Here is a 14,431-nt window from a genome sequence, read left to right on the forward strand (position 1 = left end):
CCGATAGGAAGGGGGTGATGCTCATGTCAACATTCCAAGCACTGATGTTAATGCTTGCTTTCGGGTCATTTATCATTGCCCTGTTGACATATATAGACAAAAAATAGACTCCCCTTGAGCTGTGGAAGGTTGAAGGGAAAGTCTACCTAAAGAACCTATTCGATAAGCCAGCCCCTTGAGGGCCAAATTGTACATTGCCGGGATGTTGACGCATCCTGGCTTCTTTTTATTTTATGCAAAGTGCTTTGCATGTAAACATATTTCTAAGAAACTCTTGAGGGTTACACAGCAACTCTTTTATAGCTACTCTGTCACTACGAAAAATTATACCATATCGTTGAATAAAATAAAAACAACATCTATTTTTCGTCATTCGTCATGTCTTTTCTATTGTAATTTAGAAAGAATTCTTCAGTTTTTCAGGCAGATCAAAGTCTTCAAATGTAAATGGAACTTCTTCTTCAAGTGCCTCTGAATCGACATCCAATCCAGCAATTTTAGCTGAATCAAAGTTGACATCAAATAACGTCACACGCTCAGCGCCTCGGCCTGATGACTTATCATCAAGCACCGCTTGAAGAGTGAAATAAGGGTCTTCCCCTTTTTTCACATAGTTGAGCATTAATTGAACAAAACGTGAAGTGACTTTATAGAATGTTGCCGTTCCTGTTCCGTTTGCCCCTGTTGTTTTATGACCAGTCATTCGGCGTCCCATGACGTTGACTTCGGATTTGTTTTTCTCCACGTTTGCTTCGAAGGTTTTGATAAATGCAAGCTCCTCACCTTCTAAGAAAAGACGACCCTCTTTACCTGAAATTGTATTTTGCGCTTTAAAAGCCATCTTACTTCACCTCCACATTGAAATAGAATTTTTCTGCTGCGTCTACTGGTTGAATCGCTAAATCAATAATAAATCCATCACGATCCTCATTGAGACCAATGACGATATCTGTTTCTGAGTTAAAGCCTGTAATGCCGCTTCCGTCTTGAAGTTGCGTGAGATACTGCGTAATCAGTGTTTTCACAAGCTGCATACCGTCATCTGATGCTGGAATGTCATTTCCATTGGCTTTGCGTAATTTGATCATATTTTTCAATTCAAATGTTAAATCATTGTTGATTGCATCAAGCACACGAATGATTTTGTTTTTCGCCATTTGCTGGTTCTTTTCAGCCGTGAAGCTTGTCAAGGAGTTAATATCTTTTTCAACACTCACTGTACGGTCTCTCGCATCAAAGGTGAAAAGAAACTCCCCTTGTGATAATCGGTATTCTACTTGATCATTGTCAAGGCGCTCTAGTGTGTCTACTGCTCCCTCGTATTCAACAAAGGTAAGTGACTGATTAAAATTCGCTCCTGCACTTGCACCTGCGACCCAAGCTGTTGTTTGAGCAGGCGTCAGTTCTGTTCCATCTTCTAGAACAACACCACTTGTGACATTGATGATTCCTTCTTGGTCCGCTGCATAATTGGCGACAACCCCTTGCACCTTACGTCCTTGTTTATCGCGTAACCGTTCGATAAACGAGGCAAAGGTTGCTTTTAATTGCTCACTATTATTGACTGGAAGGGCAATGACATCAAAGTATTCTGTTTCTGCTGCTTCTAGGAAAGTTGTATAATCTGCGACACTTGCCACGCCATTTTTCCCGCCGCTTAGAGCCGTTCCAGCTGTAATGACCGCTTCACCTTCACCAGAAAATTGAACATATTTGTTTTTCACAAGCTCTTTGACATCTGTGACAACCTGCTTATCGACAATATCTGTTCCAAGATAGGTGATGACGTCACGTTTGGTGCTATCCAGTACATTCTCTGCAACTTGAATAGTGATCTCATTTCCTTTTTGACCGCCATAATTTGCTGTGACCACAAAGCTTTCGGCAATTTCAGCTTTGGCTGGCTCTCCTTCGTTTAAACGGTAAAGTAAGACCGTTTGCGCTTTTTTCTTCGCTTCGCGGAAAAGAAGAAGTGACTTATCATCAATGTTGAGTCCGACTTTTTTATTTAAGTCTTCCATATTGGAAACGGAAATAAAGGTTTTTGGTTCTCCCCAGCTCATCACAAGAGGAAGTGCCACCGTGCCTCGATCGCCTAAAGTAATTCGCTGCTCTGCTGTTGTTTTAAAATTAAAGTAAATGCCAGGACGCTTTTTCTCTGTACCTGATGTAAAAGTGCCTCCGTTCATCCTTTAAACCTCCTTGGACAAAAAAGCATCAATGTGCTTCTTTGCTTCTGTTTTTGTAATTGGTTGATGTTTGATATAAAAAAGAGCACCTTCAAGGATTTCTGGTTTTACCCCAAAAAGATCCTTACTGTGCTCTTTTAAGGCTTCAAATGAAAAGCCAAATTCTTTTTCTTCGCCAGCTGCTTGATCGAGCTGTGCTTTTTTAGTCTTGCTCACGTTTGATCACCCCATCTGAAAAGTTGATATCCTCTAGGCTTGGCTGTTTGTCTCGATAGTACCAATAGCTGCTATCCCACGTCAGGACAATCGCTGCTACACCTTGATCTATGATTCTTGTTTCCACCCTTTTGATGCGGACATAATCATCAAGCACTTTGCCATCTTCACTGATCATCTGAATCATTTGACGATCAGCAAGTAATGCATCAACGACAGTTTCTGCCGCATCATGTGCTTTCTCAGTATCGATATGAAACACTTTCACTTGCAGCGAATAAGATTTCATAAAAGTAGACACTGTATCTGGACCACTAATGATAGTCACTGGCGGCACATAAACAGATGGCACTTGAAAGCGCTCTGGCAGAAGACGATCATACATTTTCACAGGAAAGTGTGTGTATATATAATGCATGATTGCCCCGACTTCTTGATTCATTCCATCACCTCCCAAAATGTCGATCGATCCAGCTTTGAAGCTTCCGATCCAGCGAGTGTTCAAACATTTGTTCATAGAGCATGACAGCATGATCCCAGTAACCATTTCCATCGATCCATTGAGTTGAAAGCATCATGCCTGTACTCGCGCTCGGATCATATTCAAAGCGGCTTCCAGCCCATCTGCCAGGCACCCACCTTCGTTCTCCATTTGAAGAAACGGCATGTCCATCATTGACGTAAGAAGCATATTCAAGCTGCGTTCCAACTTCAAGCGTGAGCCCACCTCGTGAAGTGAGAAAATGATTCTCCCTGTCACCTTTTTGAAAGGAATTGAGAAGACGGCCTGTATCGACAGCCTTTTCCTTGATTAATTCATCTTGAATGATGTCTAAAAGCTGTAAGCCCATTTCCTGTAACCAATTTTGGTACTGCTCCGTCAAGTCGCCACTATTCGCCTTTTGGAGCTGTGACAGCAGCCGGTCAAGTCCATCAATTTTCATAGATTTTCCTTTCTGACAGCCATCACTTCAATATGATGCTGTTTCACTCTTTTCGGCTGCTGTAGCTTGAGTGAAATGCCGTTCCACACCATTTTGTCATGCAAGCGAATATCACTTGCTATAGGGAAATGGACAAGATAGGACTGATAAATCACTGTATTTGGTTCTTCTTGCACGAGTGACTGGTTTTTTTCTACGACATAGCAAGCCAAATCTCTTATACTTGGTGCATCAGGATAGGCGGGTGTCATTTGCATATCTCCTGCTGGAATACCATATTTACCGCGGACAGGCTCCTCGTTCTCCAGGTGAAAAAGATCACAGCGATCCGTTAAGAGAGATTCATAGCTCATAACGATCTCACCTTTAAATTGGCACTGCCGCAAGTTAATGATGGTTCAATATAATCAACAAGCAGGGCATACACATATGGTTTGCCTTTCACTTGATCCGCTGCCTTGGCATATGAATAATCACCCATTTTTTCTGACGTCAAGCCTTTCATCATGGATTCATCATCATTCAGCATGGCAAAATACTGGGCCATTTTTAAGAAGGCGATCCTTGCTTTTTCAGGGATGGGCTGATATTTTTCGTGCGTAAAATCGTGGCCGACGATCTGAAATACCGCAGCTTCTGCTTCGATAATATCTGCCGCTAGTCTCTCTACAGAACGATTTTTCACGCGATCAAATACAGAATAGGCTTGTAATTCCTCAGCAGAAATGATCATGATCTGCCGTCACCTACTCTTTCACTTTCATTACTTTGGCTACAGCATCCTCTTCCTCAAATTTGCTGTCGAGCTTTGCTGTCAGCACAATGATAAACTTACGACTGCGAATATCTTTTTCTACTTCAATCCGAATATTGCGAGAAAAACCTACGATGATGTTTTTAGGGTGTGTCAGCAAAATATCTGATACGTCCGTTCCTGCTTCATCATACGGCTGCATGTTGGCAAGACCTTTGACCGGAACACCGAACGCAGAGGAAAGTCCGCCTTGAAGTGCTGAATCTCCTAAGCCTGTTTGACGGTTTGCTACTTGATCTTTCCACTCGACCTCTAAGCTCGGGGATGTGTAGAACCGGAAATCCTGTGGAACACGTAAATATTTTGACGGCATCGCTTTATAGGCTTGTTTGAACATTTGACGGCTAATTTCTGCTCCATTTGCATCGACAATATGAGAGACTGCCTGTTTTCGTACGCCATCTATTTGAGCTAAAAATGGATCTTCTGCTGTTGTATCTCCGTTGACAATCAGCTCTTCAATATCGACTGCCGCTCGTTCCGCCAGCATTTGCATAATCGTCTGCTGAATCCCGTCTTTTTCAATATTGTTTTCAATGCTGTCGTAGGTCATATGAATCTCTGCAATGACCTCTTTGGCATTAAGCTGGACAGTGCTTGTCGCTGGGACAACACGATCTTTTGCATTAAGCGCTTTGCCTTCTTCTGCTGGGCGCAAAATACGCTGGCCGAAGCCAATTTTTTCGATTTTTTGTGAATCACTTTCCATTGGAATGATACGTGCATCATTTAAAACGGTTGGTGTGTTTTGCATCATTCTAATGAATGTGTTGGATTGGGCTGCGTTCATGAGACCGCCGGTTTTTAAGCTGGCAAGTGTCATTTCTGCCTTACGAATCAACTCTTGATTTCTCACACTTTTTCCTCCTTATTTGGCTTATAGTAAGCCATCCCATATGGGTTTTGTACTGTCGTTTTGTGTATCGTGAATTGTTTGTTTTGAAATACCCCGCGCTTTTTCAAGCATGTGAATCCGCTCTGAAATAGGCAGTAGCTGCTGCTGAAGCACTTGCTGAATAGCTGATTTTTCTCTGCTGGTGGATTTCTCTAATGAAGAGAGTTGATGACGAATCGGCGCAACCACTTGCTCCAGCACTTTTTGAACAGGTTCTTCTTCCCCTGCTTGATCTGCCCTCTGTGTTTCTGCTTGCTGTAAGACGTTTTCGATTGCCGTCTTTGCTTTTTCAAGCTCGCTTACTTGATCGGTCGTCAATCCGGCATCTTGCTTTTGAACGGATGCTGGTCTTTCGCCAATCGCTTGAAGGACGTCTGTTGTCTTCAACACGTCCTGCACAATTGGTATCAATTGTGCAAGCGCAGCTCTTACGCTAGACTCATCAACATCACTTGACTGTAACGTTTCCAGCAGATGATCTAAAACGCTCCAAAATTGTTGTGGCATATTTGCACCTTCCTCTTTCAAAAAGAAATTTTTCAGCAAAGAAAAAAGCCCTCTCTCATTCGCTTCTTGAGATAGGAGCTGTTCCTGCTCTTCTATTGCAACGATGTCTGCTGTCCCTGCCATGGAATAGCCTGTAATGTGGCCTTTTTGAATCTGATCCCAAATTTCTTCGGAGGCCTTTGTCACAAGCACCCATGATCCTTTTCGAATCAGCTCTCCGCCTACTTCAAAATCCGCTGGAGCAATATATGATTCGACGACTTCGCCAACACCCTCTTGAAAATCATGCTGCTTGTCAATGTGACGGGCATCTTTCATAAAACCGTGTGCTGCTCTTTCAATTTCTTTGGCCGACATAAAGTCTTGATGTGCATCAGGTGTATTCGGTTCATACACGACGCCATACACAAGGCGATGAGCATCTTCTGCCTTTGTCAGGACGCTAACTTCCTTTTGAAAGTCAGGCTGTTGTTTCTTTGCTTTCGTGAAAAAGAATTTCTTTTGGTTTGCTGCCCTGTCGACATAGGAAACATGCGTAATTTTTGCGTTTTTTAATTCTCTTGGCATATGTTCACCCCCCTTCAAAAAAGCTCACGTTCTTCTATTTCTCCAGCTGTGCCGGCGCTGACTGTGACTGTCCATCAGCTGATGCTACGCGGCTTTCTAAAGGCCTGTGATAGAGATCTTCCGGCCATTCCTCTAACGTTTTGCCAAGAATGCGTCCCGCCAGATCTCGTAAATCGTTTGGCGATACTGCTCCAGCCTGAATAAATGGTGTCAGAACCTTCGCAATCTCTAATGGATCTCTGAAATCAGGACCATTTAATAAAAAGCGGACATGCCATATATCCAGATCAGGAAGGAAAAGGGTATTGAGTTTCCCAGTAATGAGATGCCTCTCCGGCTGAAATACCTGCTCCTCCGTCGTTTTACGTGCGGTATCTGCTGTGGCCTTGTTATAATCTTGTGACTCACCTGTGTAAATAGGCGGCAGACGAAAAGCGGAGCGGATTTTGTTTCTAGTTTTTTCATCGTATTCTAAAAAGAGCGCATCCTCTTGCAGGATTTCCGCCAAGGATTTAAAGTTCACTTTGACATTTGATACCTCTTCTTCACCTGTTAATCCCTTTTCTGTCGGAAGCCCTTCTACTTCAAGCAATAAAAATTTATGCGCATGATCAGAGCCTTCAATATCGTCCATATAATCCTGAAGCTGCTGATATGAAGCCTCTGACAGCATCCCATTTTCAACAATAATGGCACCTGGTACATGCCGCCCTTGCTTAAAATAAAGATAATTCAGCTCTTCTGCCTTGCGTGCTCCATACATATTGACGATATTGCCAATCCAGCGGGGAATCCCATACGTACCGCTACCAATTTTAAAATGAATCACTTCTGTTGCTCTAAGCGGTTCTGGTGTCGTGTCATCGTATTTGCCTGTTTCATAATTTAAGATGCGGGGATCACCATACTCCTTGAAAAAGACTTTCTTTTCATTGATGACCTGTACATATTTTCGGAATCGTTTCTGTCGATTCATCGTCTTCAATTCTCCGTCTTCTGTGAATCGGAATTCGACGTCGACTGGCTCACTCAGCTTACAAATGCGGATATGGAGTGCATCTAAATACTCGATTCCTGCTGGCTTTCCTTGTCCATCTCGCAGCACCTCTAAAAACCCATTGCCCGTTTTCTCTCGGTCTTCTAGGACATAGCCAAGAATCACATCGGCAGACTCATCGTAGTTCATGTATTTCGTAAACTCTTCCAGTCTTGTCCATTCCTTCTCTGCTGTCTTCTTTTTTGCCGATTTCACACCTTCTGCATTAAAATCAAACGCATATTCCACCCCAAAACCAAAGCCTAAAATGTTGGTTCTATACGCATCAATACACTGCTGAAGAATCGTCGAGTATTCTGCCATGCTTTTTAGTTCATTGATGTTGTAAGGCGGGGGAACAATGTCATCTTTTTCGTAGGAAAATTCATCTTCATACATTTGTTTTGTGTGATCAGACATGTTTGCTTTCATAATTGTTGCCTTCAATTGTTTCATTGTATGGACCTCCTCTCTCTGTTTGGACGGACACGGTCAGAAGCAGTCTGTTTCAAATCCGTCACCTCATAATCATCCAGTGCATACCAAATGGCGGACAATGTGTGCGGGTCAATTTGAAATTCATCTTCCGCTAAGCGGCCGTTCTTATCTGCCTTATAGGTCAGTGATTGAAGTTCATAAATAGTATAAGGACACGCATCAGAGCAAATGATTTTCTTAAACCGTTTGATTTTCTTTGTATATTGCAAGCGTGAGCCTTGGAACTTATGCGCTGCCACCATTTGAAGTCCGCGCTGCCGAAAATAATGAATGGTTTTAGGCTCTGCTGCGTCTGCCTTAATAAGTTCCTTTGATTCCGCAAACTCTTTCAGGTCAACGGCTGTTTCATCATCTGTTTTTCCGCGGTCGTAATATTCCCAATAAATATATAAGTACTTTTTTTCATGATCGACGGCTAATCGAATTAACGCATTATAGGATTCCACAAAGCCAAAATCCATGCCCGCTCGTTTCAGCGGTCTGTCAATCTCGTGAATCGCTTCTAATACGTCAGCATGATTTCTCACTTCAAATTGAGGAAAAACCTTTGTGCCATTGATCCCGAAATATCCCTTCCTCGCAATTCGATAAAGGTCTGGGTCATATTCTTTCAGCTCATCCAGCTGCTTCACATAGCTTTTAGGAAGAAAGAGGTTATCTGCTGCTGTCGAATGATGATAGTACGTATCCTTGATGACGACAGTTCGCTTTTTGTATAAAGTCTCGTCATCCAGAACAAATCGCTTCAGCTGCTCATCTCGAAAGAAATGTCTGTACGTCCAATTATCCTGACCAACAGGGTTGGTCGATAACATCATATAAAGAGGTAAAGCCGGGTGCCTCAGCCTTCCAAGCAGTTCTTTAAAACCTTCATAAGAAACCTCGGAGCACTCCTCAATCCAAATGATCGAGATATTGTTGATCGACTTCAATTTCTCAGGTTTATCCAGCCCTTTAAATAAGATGCTGCTGCCGTTTCGAAAAGTGAGGGCAAGCGGCGAACTGCGGCACTTCACAATATGATCAATGCCAAGATCGGTGACGATTTCTTGCAAAAGAGAAAAAGTCGACTCTCGGTGCGTATCATACACCTCTCGTATGACAAGTGCTGTCCGCTTTTCCTCGAGCAGCTTTAAGATGAGCTTTAACGCAATGTGATAGCTTTTGGAAGAGCCATAGCCGCCTACTAAAAATTGAAACTTTTGATTCCAATCGAATAGAAAGTGTTCAAAGTGAGGATTGACTTCTTTTTCAATCAACGACGTCATGAGTCGTCCTCTTTTCGCTTGATCATGATGTGAAGGTCTTCTTCTTTTTCCTCTCGCACTGCTTTTTTTGTTTTTTCGATTGTCAGTTCAATTTGCTTCAGCCTTAATCTTCGTTCGTCTTTCGCATGAGCGAGCTCTTCAAACTGTTTTATAAGTCGTCTTAGCTCTCCCATTGCACGAGATTGGGCATTTAAAAAAGTGGCATGCCGGTCCCATGAAAATTGAAACGAAAATTCTTCTGCTGTAATATCTGGTTCTGGCTGAATGCCTTCTATCGTGTCTTCCTCTAATGAAGAAGGCATGTATGTCACCTTTTTCAGCTCTTTGATCATGTCATCTTGAGCTGCTACATGCATGATTCGCTGCGCACGAATAATGGCTGCGTATTGAATTTGGATTTGGTCCCAAATTAAATCAAGTGAGGTGCGCCCGCCCATTTTCTCCATGATTTCAATCGTTTCATCCGAGAGAAATTGATTGAAAATCGAATGCGCTGTCTTTGACGACATTTTCTGTCTTTGCCAGCCGTATCGCCTTTTCCATGATTTGACGGTATGGATGGAGACGTCGTAACGATCAGCTAGCTGCTGGTACGTCATCCCTTTCATATAATCCTGCTTAGCCTCTATCTGTTTATCTTTCATTTACATTCACCTGCCGCCTCCTTTTAGTTCGAACGATTCCCTAAAAAGGAATCATTTGTGCCGGGCTAGCAAACATTCGTTTGGTCTTTCTACATATAGGTGGCAACTGTAAGACAAGCTCTGAATGAATTCTTTTTAAAGAAAAAACGCCTATTCAGCCGCTTTGAATAGGCGTTCTTGTACTTTTTTGGACATTTTGATCCGAGCTCTTTCCATATGCTTTTGGACAGTTCCTTTCTTTACATCTAGCATCATCGCAATCTCACTAAATGAAAGTCCCTGCGTTGTGTGCATAAAGAAGACGTCTTTTTCTCGATCTGTTAAAACGGACAAAGCTTCGTCAATTCGTCTTTTGTCCCGCTCACTTACCTCTCTTTCTTTCTCTTGAATAAGGGTATATTCATGTGATAAGGCCTCTAATACTTCTGGATTGGCAAGGATCGTGCGCTGATAAACAGAACGTCTGTCCAATCCCCTGCGCGCGCCTGGCTCTCTGCCGATTTGAAGCCAGTCCACAACGTATTCTAGATCACTGACCATACTGGCGATCATTTTTTTGTCATGCTTCTCTTGATCTGACAACTGCTTCTCCTCTGTTTCTCTCAATCGTTCATATCGTTTTCTAGCATCTTTTAATGCTCTTTTATATTCAATCAGTAAATCTTGCATATGTGCTCTCTCCCTTTTTTAGAAAATAAAAAACGGACACCAATCAAGTCCCTTTCAGTAGGGTCTTGATCAGTGTCCGCAGGCTTTCCGTCTTGGACTTATGATGTTGTGTATTTATCATGCTCGCTGATTTTAAAACCAATCTCGTGATCCACTCTTGCAAAATGCCCCTTTGCTGTTTGAATAATTGTTTTTCCATGCTCAGGCACATCCATCTTATAGGCCGTTCCTACATTTCCATCTAACACAATGACTTGAATCTTTCCTTTTTCCATTTCACCGACAAATGTCTGGTTTTCTTGAATGATGAGCTGTTTTGGCTCGTTCATATGCTTGTCTCCTTTTTTGGTGATGACCTCATGCCGTCACCGACAGTATTTAAAATGATTTCCACTCTTGGACGCATGCTATAAAACTGTGAAACTCTTAAATCCACAATCTGCAAAGGGGCGTCATCGGCAATGGAGTGAAGTGCTTCTAGAATATGCTTCAAACTTGGCTGGAGGATGCTGATGTGCACTGGACGTATCAAGCCTTTTTCAGCATATGTACGCTTGTCTTTGCCGGCAGCTAGATCAATTGGCATATTGTAAAATAAACGAATGTCCAGTGATAGTGTGCCTTTTATTCTTTTTGAGCATTGCGCTTTTGCGGCTGCTCGAATTCTTTTCATCAACGGCTCTTTTGTGAATAAATGCTCTATCTCAATGATGAAGTGGATCACCATGTTACGATCTCCCATCATCCTTGCTCCACTGCCGAATGTCTTGTTCGTTTTGACTCGCTTTGAGCAAACATGTCAAGAACGTCACGATTTGCTTCAATCGATTCATATCGCTCTGATTCCTTCCTTCTTCTTTGCATCCATCGTTTTTTCTGCCATGAGGGTCATATAGGTGCGCTTCGCTTCTGCCGTGGCGAAAGCAAACATTGGTTCCTTTTGATGAAAAGTCATCCAACCGCCAGCTTGTTCTAAACAAAGCTGGGCTTCTTTTCGATCATCAAACGTCAACTGATGTCTCATCATCGTCAACTCCCTCCTCGTTGTCATCGCCGTCTACTTGATAGCCATATCGCTTGATCTCATTCTCATACGGCCAGTAACTTTTTGGATATCCAAAGTCATTGATTTGTGTCACGATCGGATGTTCAATATTCATTCTGTTTGTCTCTCCTTTTTCAGAGCGGTCTCTTTTCAAATTACTCTTTTTGTGTAACTTTTAGCTAAAAAAAAGCGCTTGAACACTGATATTGAACAGCTCAGCAATATGCTTTGCTCATTCTGCACTGGGCTTTGTGCGGCTTTTTCTATATTCGCATCCTCACTCGTGTCCTTATATGCAATTTTTTCGCCATATACGTTTGTGTTTTCCCTTGTAAGATTCGTTCTTCTCGCAAATGCCTCTTACTCAATATGTGTAAGTTATACTCATTATGATAATATACACAAAACGAGTAAGTCAATCATATTTTTATTCTTTTTGTGTATTTATTTATCTTTTCCGTGTAATTCATGATAAAATTTACACATAATATGAAAAAAGGTGTTTCCAATGGATAATTTGACTGGAAAGATTCTAACTGAATTAAGAGAGAAGCATGGATGGAGTAAGTCAACCGTTGCTAAAAAACTCGGATTAAAAGCGATGTCGACCTATGCAAACTGGGAATATGGATTGAGAAAGCCCGATGGTGAAATGATTGTGAAAATCGCCGAGTTATATGGGGTCTCAACAGATTATCTCCTCACAGGTAAGGACAAAGGCACCTCCGATTACGACCTTGCAGATGATCCTGATTTGCAAATTGCGTTTAAAGCTGCCTCCGACTTTTCTGAAGAAGCACGAAGACAAACCATCGACTTTATTAATTACATTAGAGAGAAAGAAAAGCAAAAAGGCCGTCAGCCAAAGCAGTCAGACGACAAATAAAAGAAATCTGCTCTTTCATGACCTCTTTTTATACAGCATCACATAGCTGGGGATATACCCAGCTTTTTTTAATGCCTCTTTTTCCTCTAAAAAAAGAATGACCTATGAATAAAGTGATGACAGTGAACCGTACACTTTCTGTAGATTATTCAATCGCCGTCTCTCGTCCAGCCATCAAATTTCTGTGTCTGGTGCAGCGTATGCGATTCAATTAGATCAAACTGCTCCGAATTCCACTTGGATTCGTGCCATGCAACGCGGTTCTGTGACTGTTTCTTACTATCATTCACTAGGTGAGCTTGTGATTCACTATATAGCTGTTCGATAAGCAATCTAGCTTTACATATCAAAAGGCGATGAGATGAAGTCATCCCCTTTTAGTGTTTCGGACTGCCATCCTCTGATCAGTGGTTGCCAATATTCATCCAATATGTTAACTTCTAATAAAATAAAGTTAACATATTGAGAGGGGCTTATTATGGGAAAACAAACGTCTTTGTCCTGGGAAGCGATAGCGGAGCAGGCGATGAAAAATGAACCGATCACCATGGAAGCAGGTCTAGATATTCTTGAAGCAGACGACGGAGAATTGTTACCTATTATGCATGCAGCCTATCAAGTGAGATTTCATTTTTTTCAAAACAAGGTGAAGTTAAATATGATTTTGAACGCCAAAAGCGGTTATTGTCCTGAGAACTGCGGGTATTGTTCACAGTCGGTCATGTCAAAAGCGCCTGTTGAGAGATACACAATGCTTGATCAAAAAACCATTGTGGCCGGTGCGCGTGAGGCATTAAAACGAAAAGCGGGTACTTTTTGTATTGTGGCAAGCGGGAGAGCACCCTCGCATCGTGAATTAGATGAGGTAACCGCAGCAGTGAAGGAAATTACTGCGACGATGCCTTTGAAGATTTGTGCATGCCTTGGATTATTAAATGAAGAAAAAGCAAAGCGTCTGAAGGAAGCAGGCGTTCATCGTTATAATCACAATATCAATACACATCAAGATCATCATGCTCAAATCACAACGACCCATACATATGATGACCGTGTGTCGACCATTGAGCAGGTTAAACAGTCAGGTATGTCGCCATGCTCCGGTGTCATTATCGGCATGGGCGAAACCAATCAGCAAATTGTTGAAATGGCTTTTGCGCTCAGAGCCCTTGATGCGGATTCGATTCCCATCAACTTTCTCCATGCAATCAAAGGAACACCTCTTGAACATCAGGGACGCACCCACCCAATAAAAGCGTTGAAGGTTTTGGCACTGATGCGATTCATCAATCCAACGAAGGAAATTCGAGTATCTGGGGGAAGAGAGTTTAATTTACGAACGCTGCAGCCCCTCGCATTATATGCGGCAAACTCTATTTTTGTCGGTGATTATTTAACCACAAAAGGACAGCAAGTCCAAACCGACCATCACATCATTGAAGATCTAGGATTTGAAATAGAAGAATGTGCGCTGTAAAAAAGTCTGCCGATGAATCGGCAGACTTCTGACGTTGAGATTAGAATCTTTTATGGAAATCAACCGTGCCGCTGCCTTCTTCGCGATCAAAGCTGCCAATAAAGGTCCAGTTAATATAACCGCCGTCACCATTGTTGACAAACGTACCATCTTCAAACACCCAAATACCAAACGTAATCCCATCATAAACGACACTATCATAATAGACTACATTGTTCAGTCCACTAAAGTCATGGTCTTGGCTTAAGTTTTGGACAACCACATTATAGTTTTGATCTGCTTCATAGAATGCACTGTACGCTGCATTTTTGACAAATCCATCACGATTTTGAGATGTTTTCACTGCTTCTTCAATTTTATCGGCAATGGCTACTGGATCAATCGAGACACTTCCATCGACACCTGTTGTCGTAGCAGCTTCAGCCTTTTGACCAAAAGTCGTAAGAGATAGAGGGACAGCAACCATTGAAGTAGCAATCATCGAACTAACAAAAAATTTGCTTGTTTTTCTCATTATTTCTAACTCCTCCTTTAAATGGTATGTTGATGTACTACCCTTTTACTTGTCTCTTAAACACTAAATTAAGAAAAAAGTTCATTTTCTACCAATTAAGAGGGGTATTTTACTGTTTAAAAGGGATGAAACAACAAAAAACTACTCTTTTGAAAGAGTAGTTTAGATTGTTGACAAAGGGATAAAATGAACTTTATTTTAGCCCTTTGTCTTCTTTTCAGAGTGACATGAAAAACTTTGACGGATAGGAATGAAGAGTTATTTC

The 14,431-nt window shown here is 41.9% G+C and carries 21 protein-coding genes; 3 read left to right on the top strand and 18 right to left on the bottom strand.

Translation table 11 applies throughout. The features are described from left to right. The first annotated feature begins 17 nt into the window (after nucleotides 1-17). Nucleotides 18-107: a putative holin-like toxin gene (locus BA1_RS18875; RefSeq protein WP_072368332.1), complete on the top strand. Its 90-nt coding sequence runs from the start codon at nucleotides 18-20 to the stop codon at nucleotides 105-107. 290 nt (nucleotides 108-397) lie between these two features. Here BA1_RS18875 and BA1_RS16670 read toward each other — a convergent pair whose 3' ends face one another. The 17 genes from BA1_RS16670 to BA1_RS19340 all read right to left on the bottom strand — a co-directional run bounded on the left by BA1_RS16670 (nucleotide 398) and on the right by BA1_RS19340 (nucleotide 11,407). After that, nucleotides 398-841 (bottom strand): phage tail tube protein, encoded by a 444-nt coding sequence (locus BA1_RS16670; protein ID WP_008361420.1) that lies wholly within the window; start codon nucleotides 839-841, stop codon nucleotides 398-400. A 1-nt stretch (nucleotide 842) separates the two neighbouring features. Then, a complete protein-coding gene (locus tag BA1_RS16675) occupies nucleotides 843-2,189 on the bottom strand; it encodes a phage tail sheath family protein (RefSeq protein WP_008361422.1) in 1,347 nt (448 codons plus the stop codon). A 3-nt stretch (nucleotides 2,190-2,192) separates the two neighbouring features. Further along, complete coding sequence (locus BA1_RS16680; RefSeq protein WP_008361424.1) at nucleotides 2,193-2,405, bottom strand: YqzN/YkzM domain-containing protein; 213 nt, start codon at nucleotides 2,403-2,405, stop codon at nucleotides 2,193-2,195. After that, on the bottom strand, nucleotides 2,392-2,847 hold the full coding sequence (locus BA1_RS16685) for a phage tail terminator family protein (RefSeq protein WP_008361426.1): 456 nt from the start codon (nucleotides 2,845-2,847) through the stop codon (nucleotides 2,392-2,394). The genes BA1_RS16680 and BA1_RS16685 overlap by 14 nt, the downstream gene beginning before the upstream one ends. 4 nt (nucleotides 2,848-2,851) lie before the next feature. Further along, nucleotides 2,852-3,349, bottom strand: coding sequence for an HK97 gp10 family phage protein (locus BA1_RS16690; protein WP_008361428.1), 498 nt, complete (start codon nucleotides 3,347-3,349; stop codon nucleotides 2,852-2,854). Next, nucleotides 3,346-3,702 carry a YqbH/XkdH family protein gene (locus BA1_RS16695; RefSeq protein WP_008361430.1) on the bottom strand — a complete coding sequence of 119 codons (357 nt, stop codon included), beginning with the start codon at nucleotides 3,700-3,702 and terminating at the stop codon, nucleotides 3,346-3,348. The genes BA1_RS16690 and BA1_RS16695 overlap by 4 nt, the downstream gene beginning before the upstream one ends. Then, nucleotides 3,699-4,082: a protein YqbG gene (gene yqbG / locus BA1_RS16700; protein WP_008361431.1), complete on the bottom strand. Its 384-nt coding sequence runs from the start codon at nucleotides 4,080-4,082 to the stop codon at nucleotides 3,699-3,701. The genes BA1_RS16695 and yqbG overlap by 4 nt, the downstream gene beginning before the upstream one ends. A gap of 13 nt (nucleotides 4,083-4,095) precedes the next feature. Beyond that, nucleotides 4,096-5,019 (bottom strand): phage major capsid protein, encoded by a 924-nt coding sequence (locus tag BA1_RS16705; RefSeq protein ID WP_008361434.1) that lies wholly within the window; start codon nucleotides 5,017-5,019, stop codon nucleotides 4,096-4,098. A gap of 21 nt (nucleotides 5,020-5,040) precedes the next feature. Further along, a complete protein-coding gene (locus tag BA1_RS16710; RefSeq protein ID WP_008361435.1) occupies nucleotides 5,041-6,132 on the bottom strand; it encodes an XkdF-like putative serine protease domain-containing protein in 1,092 nt (363 codons plus the stop codon). Nucleotides 6,133-6,166: 34 nt separating this feature from the next. Then, on the bottom strand, nucleotides 6,167-7,624 hold the full coding sequence (locus BA1_RS16715) for a phage portal protein (RefSeq protein WP_008361438.1): 1,458 nt from the start codon (nucleotides 7,622-7,624) through the stop codon (nucleotides 6,167-6,169). Next, on the bottom strand, nucleotides 7,621-8,934 hold the full coding sequence (locus BA1_RS16720; RefSeq protein WP_008361439.1) for a PBSX family phage terminase large subunit: 1,314 nt from the start codon (nucleotides 8,932-8,934) through the stop codon (nucleotides 7,621-7,623). Before BA1_RS16720 ends, BA1_RS16715 begins: the two co-directional genes overlap by 4 nt. Then, nucleotides 8,931-9,578 (bottom strand): phage terminase small subunit, encoded by a 648-nt coding sequence (gene terS / locus BA1_RS16725; RefSeq protein ID WP_008361441.1) that lies wholly within the window; start codon nucleotides 9,576-9,578, stop codon nucleotides 8,931-8,933. The genes BA1_RS16720 and terS overlap by 4 nt, the downstream gene beginning before the upstream one ends. Before the next feature lie 150 nt (nucleotides 9,579-9,728). Further along, on the bottom strand, nucleotides 9,729-10,247 hold the full coding sequence (locus tag BA1_RS16730) for a sigma-70 family RNA polymerase sigma factor (protein WP_008361443.1): 519 nt from the start codon (nucleotides 10,245-10,247) through the stop codon (nucleotides 9,729-9,731). 98 nt (nucleotides 10,248-10,345) lie between these two features. Next, a complete protein-coding gene (locus BA1_RS16735) occupies nucleotides 10,346-10,576 on the bottom strand; it encodes an XtrA/YqaO family protein (RefSeq protein ID WP_008361445.1) in 231 nt (76 codons plus the stop codon). Then, a complete protein-coding gene (locus BA1_RS16740) occupies nucleotides 10,573-10,974 on the bottom strand; it encodes a RusA family crossover junction endodeoxyribonuclease (protein ID WP_008361447.1) in 402 nt (133 codons plus the stop codon). Before BA1_RS16740 ends, BA1_RS16735 begins: the two co-directional genes overlap by 4 nt. A gap of 102 nt (nucleotides 10,975-11,076) precedes the next feature. Continuing rightward, nucleotides 11,077-11,274, bottom strand: coding sequence for a hypothetical protein (locus BA1_RS16745; RefSeq protein ID WP_008361449.1), 198 nt, complete (start codon nucleotides 11,272-11,274; stop codon nucleotides 11,077-11,079). After that, the gene (locus BA1_RS19340) at nucleotides 11,249-11,407 is read right to left on the bottom strand and encodes a hypothetical protein (RefSeq protein ID WP_167358864.1); all 159 of its coding nucleotides are present in this window, start codon (nucleotides 11,405-11,407) and stop codon (nucleotides 11,249-11,251) included. Before BA1_RS19340 ends, BA1_RS16745 begins: the two co-directional genes overlap by 26 nt. Before the next feature lie 393 nt (nucleotides 11,408-11,800). On the opposite strand from BA1_RS19340, the gene BA1_RS16750 reads away from it, so the two are divergent. Then, on the top strand, nucleotides 11,801-12,178 hold the full coding sequence (locus tag BA1_RS16750; RefSeq protein WP_008361451.1) for a helix-turn-helix domain-containing protein: 378 nt from the start codon (nucleotides 11,801-11,803) through the stop codon (nucleotides 12,176-12,178). 478 nt (nucleotides 12,179-12,656) lie between these two features. After that, a complete protein-coding gene (gene bioB / locus BA1_RS16760) occupies nucleotides 12,657-13,652 on the top strand; it encodes a biotin synthase BioB (protein ID WP_008361456.1) in 996 nt (331 codons plus the stop codon). Between the two features lie 40 nt (nucleotides 13,653-13,692). Here the strand turns inward: bioB and BA1_RS16765 are convergent, their stop codons facing one another. After that, on the bottom strand, nucleotides 13,693-14,166 hold the full coding sequence (locus tag BA1_RS16765; protein ID WP_008361458.1) for a hypothetical protein: 474 nt from the start codon (nucleotides 14,164-14,166) through the stop codon (nucleotides 13,693-13,695). Between the last annotated feature and the right edge of the window lie 265 nt (nucleotides 14,167-14,431).

This window comes from Bacillus xiamenensis (genome assembly GCF_000300535.1).
In the GTDB taxonomy this organism is placed as follows: Bacteria; Bacillota; Bacilli; order Bacillales; family Bacillaceae; genus Bacillus; species Bacillus xiamenensis.

What these genes read in the sequence shown, in the direction of transcription:
- BA1_RS18875 (WP_072368332.1), top strand. Translation starts at nt 18, where the DNA reads ATGCTCATGTCAACATTCCAAGCACTGATGTTAATGCTTGCTTTCGGG.
- BA1_RS16670 (WP_008361420.1), bottom strand. Translation starts at nt 841, where the DNA reads ATGGCTTTTAAAGCGCAAAATACAATTTCAGGTAAAGAGGGTCGTCTT.
- BA1_RS16675 (WP_008361422.1), bottom strand. Translation starts at nt 2,189, where the DNA reads ATGAACGGAGGCACTTTTACATCAGGTACAGAGAAAAAGCGTCCTGGC.
- BA1_RS16685 (WP_008361426.1), bottom strand. Translation starts at nt 2,847, where the DNA reads ATGAATCAAGAAGTCGGGGCAATCATGCATTATATATACACACACTTT.
- BA1_RS16690 (WP_008361428.1), bottom strand. Translation starts at nt 3,349, where the DNA reads ATGAAAATTGATGGACTTGACCGGCTGCTGTCACAGCTCCAAAAGGCG.
- BA1_RS16695 (WP_008361430.1), bottom strand. Translation starts at nt 3,702, where the DNA reads ATGAGCTATGAATCTCTCTTAACGGATCGCTGTGATCTTTTTCACCTG.
- yqbG (WP_008361431.1), bottom strand. Translation starts at nt 4,082, where the DNA reads ATGATCATTTCTGCTGAGGAATTACAAGCCTATTCTGTATTTGATCGC.
- BA1_RS16710 (WP_008361435.1), bottom strand. Translation starts at nt 6,132, where the DNA reads ATGCCAAGAGAATTAAAAAACGCAAAAATTACGCATGTTTCCTATGTC.
- BA1_RS16715 (WP_008361438.1), bottom strand. Translation starts at nt 7,624, where the DNA reads ATGAAACAATTGAAGGCAACAATTATGAAAGCAAACATGTCTGATCAC.
- BA1_RS16720 (WP_008361439.1), bottom strand. Translation starts at nt 8,934, where the DNA reads ATGACGTCGTTGATTGAAAAAGAAGTCAATCCTCACTTTGAACACTTT.
- terS (WP_008361441.1), bottom strand. Translation starts at nt 9,578, where the DNA reads ATGAAAGATAAACAGATAGAGGCTAAGCAGGATTATATGAAAGGGATG.
- BA1_RS16730 (WP_008361443.1), bottom strand. Translation starts at nt 10,247, where the DNA reads ATGCAAGATTTACTGATTGAATATAAAAGAGCATTAAAAGATGCTAGA.
- BA1_RS16735 (WP_008361445.1), bottom strand. Translation starts at nt 10,576, where the DNA reads ATGAACGAGCCAAAACAGCTCATCATTCAAGAAAACCAGACATTTGTC.
- BA1_RS16740 (WP_008361447.1), bottom strand. Translation starts at nt 10,974, where the DNA reads ATGGTGATCCACTTCATCATTGAGATAGAGCATTTATTCACAAAAGAG.
- BA1_RS16745 (WP_008361449.1), bottom strand. Translation starts at nt 11,274, where the DNA reads ATGATGAGACATCAGTTGACGTTTGATGATCGAAAAGAAGCCCAGCTT.
- BA1_RS19340 (WP_167358864.1), bottom strand. Translation starts at nt 11,407, where the DNA reads ATGAATATTGAACATCCGATCGTGACACAAATCAATGACTTTGGATAT.
- BA1_RS16750 (WP_008361451.1), top strand. Translation starts at nt 11,801, where the DNA reads ATGGATAATTTGACTGGAAAGATTCTAACTGAATTAAGAGAGAAGCAT.
- bioB (WP_008361456.1), top strand. Translation starts at nt 12,657, where the DNA reads ATGGGAAAACAAACGTCTTTGTCCTGGGAAGCGATAGCGGAGCAGGCG.
- BA1_RS16765 (WP_008361458.1), bottom strand. Translation starts at nt 14,166, where the DNA reads ATGAGAAAAACAAGCAAATTTTTTGTTAGTTCGATGATTGCTACTTCA.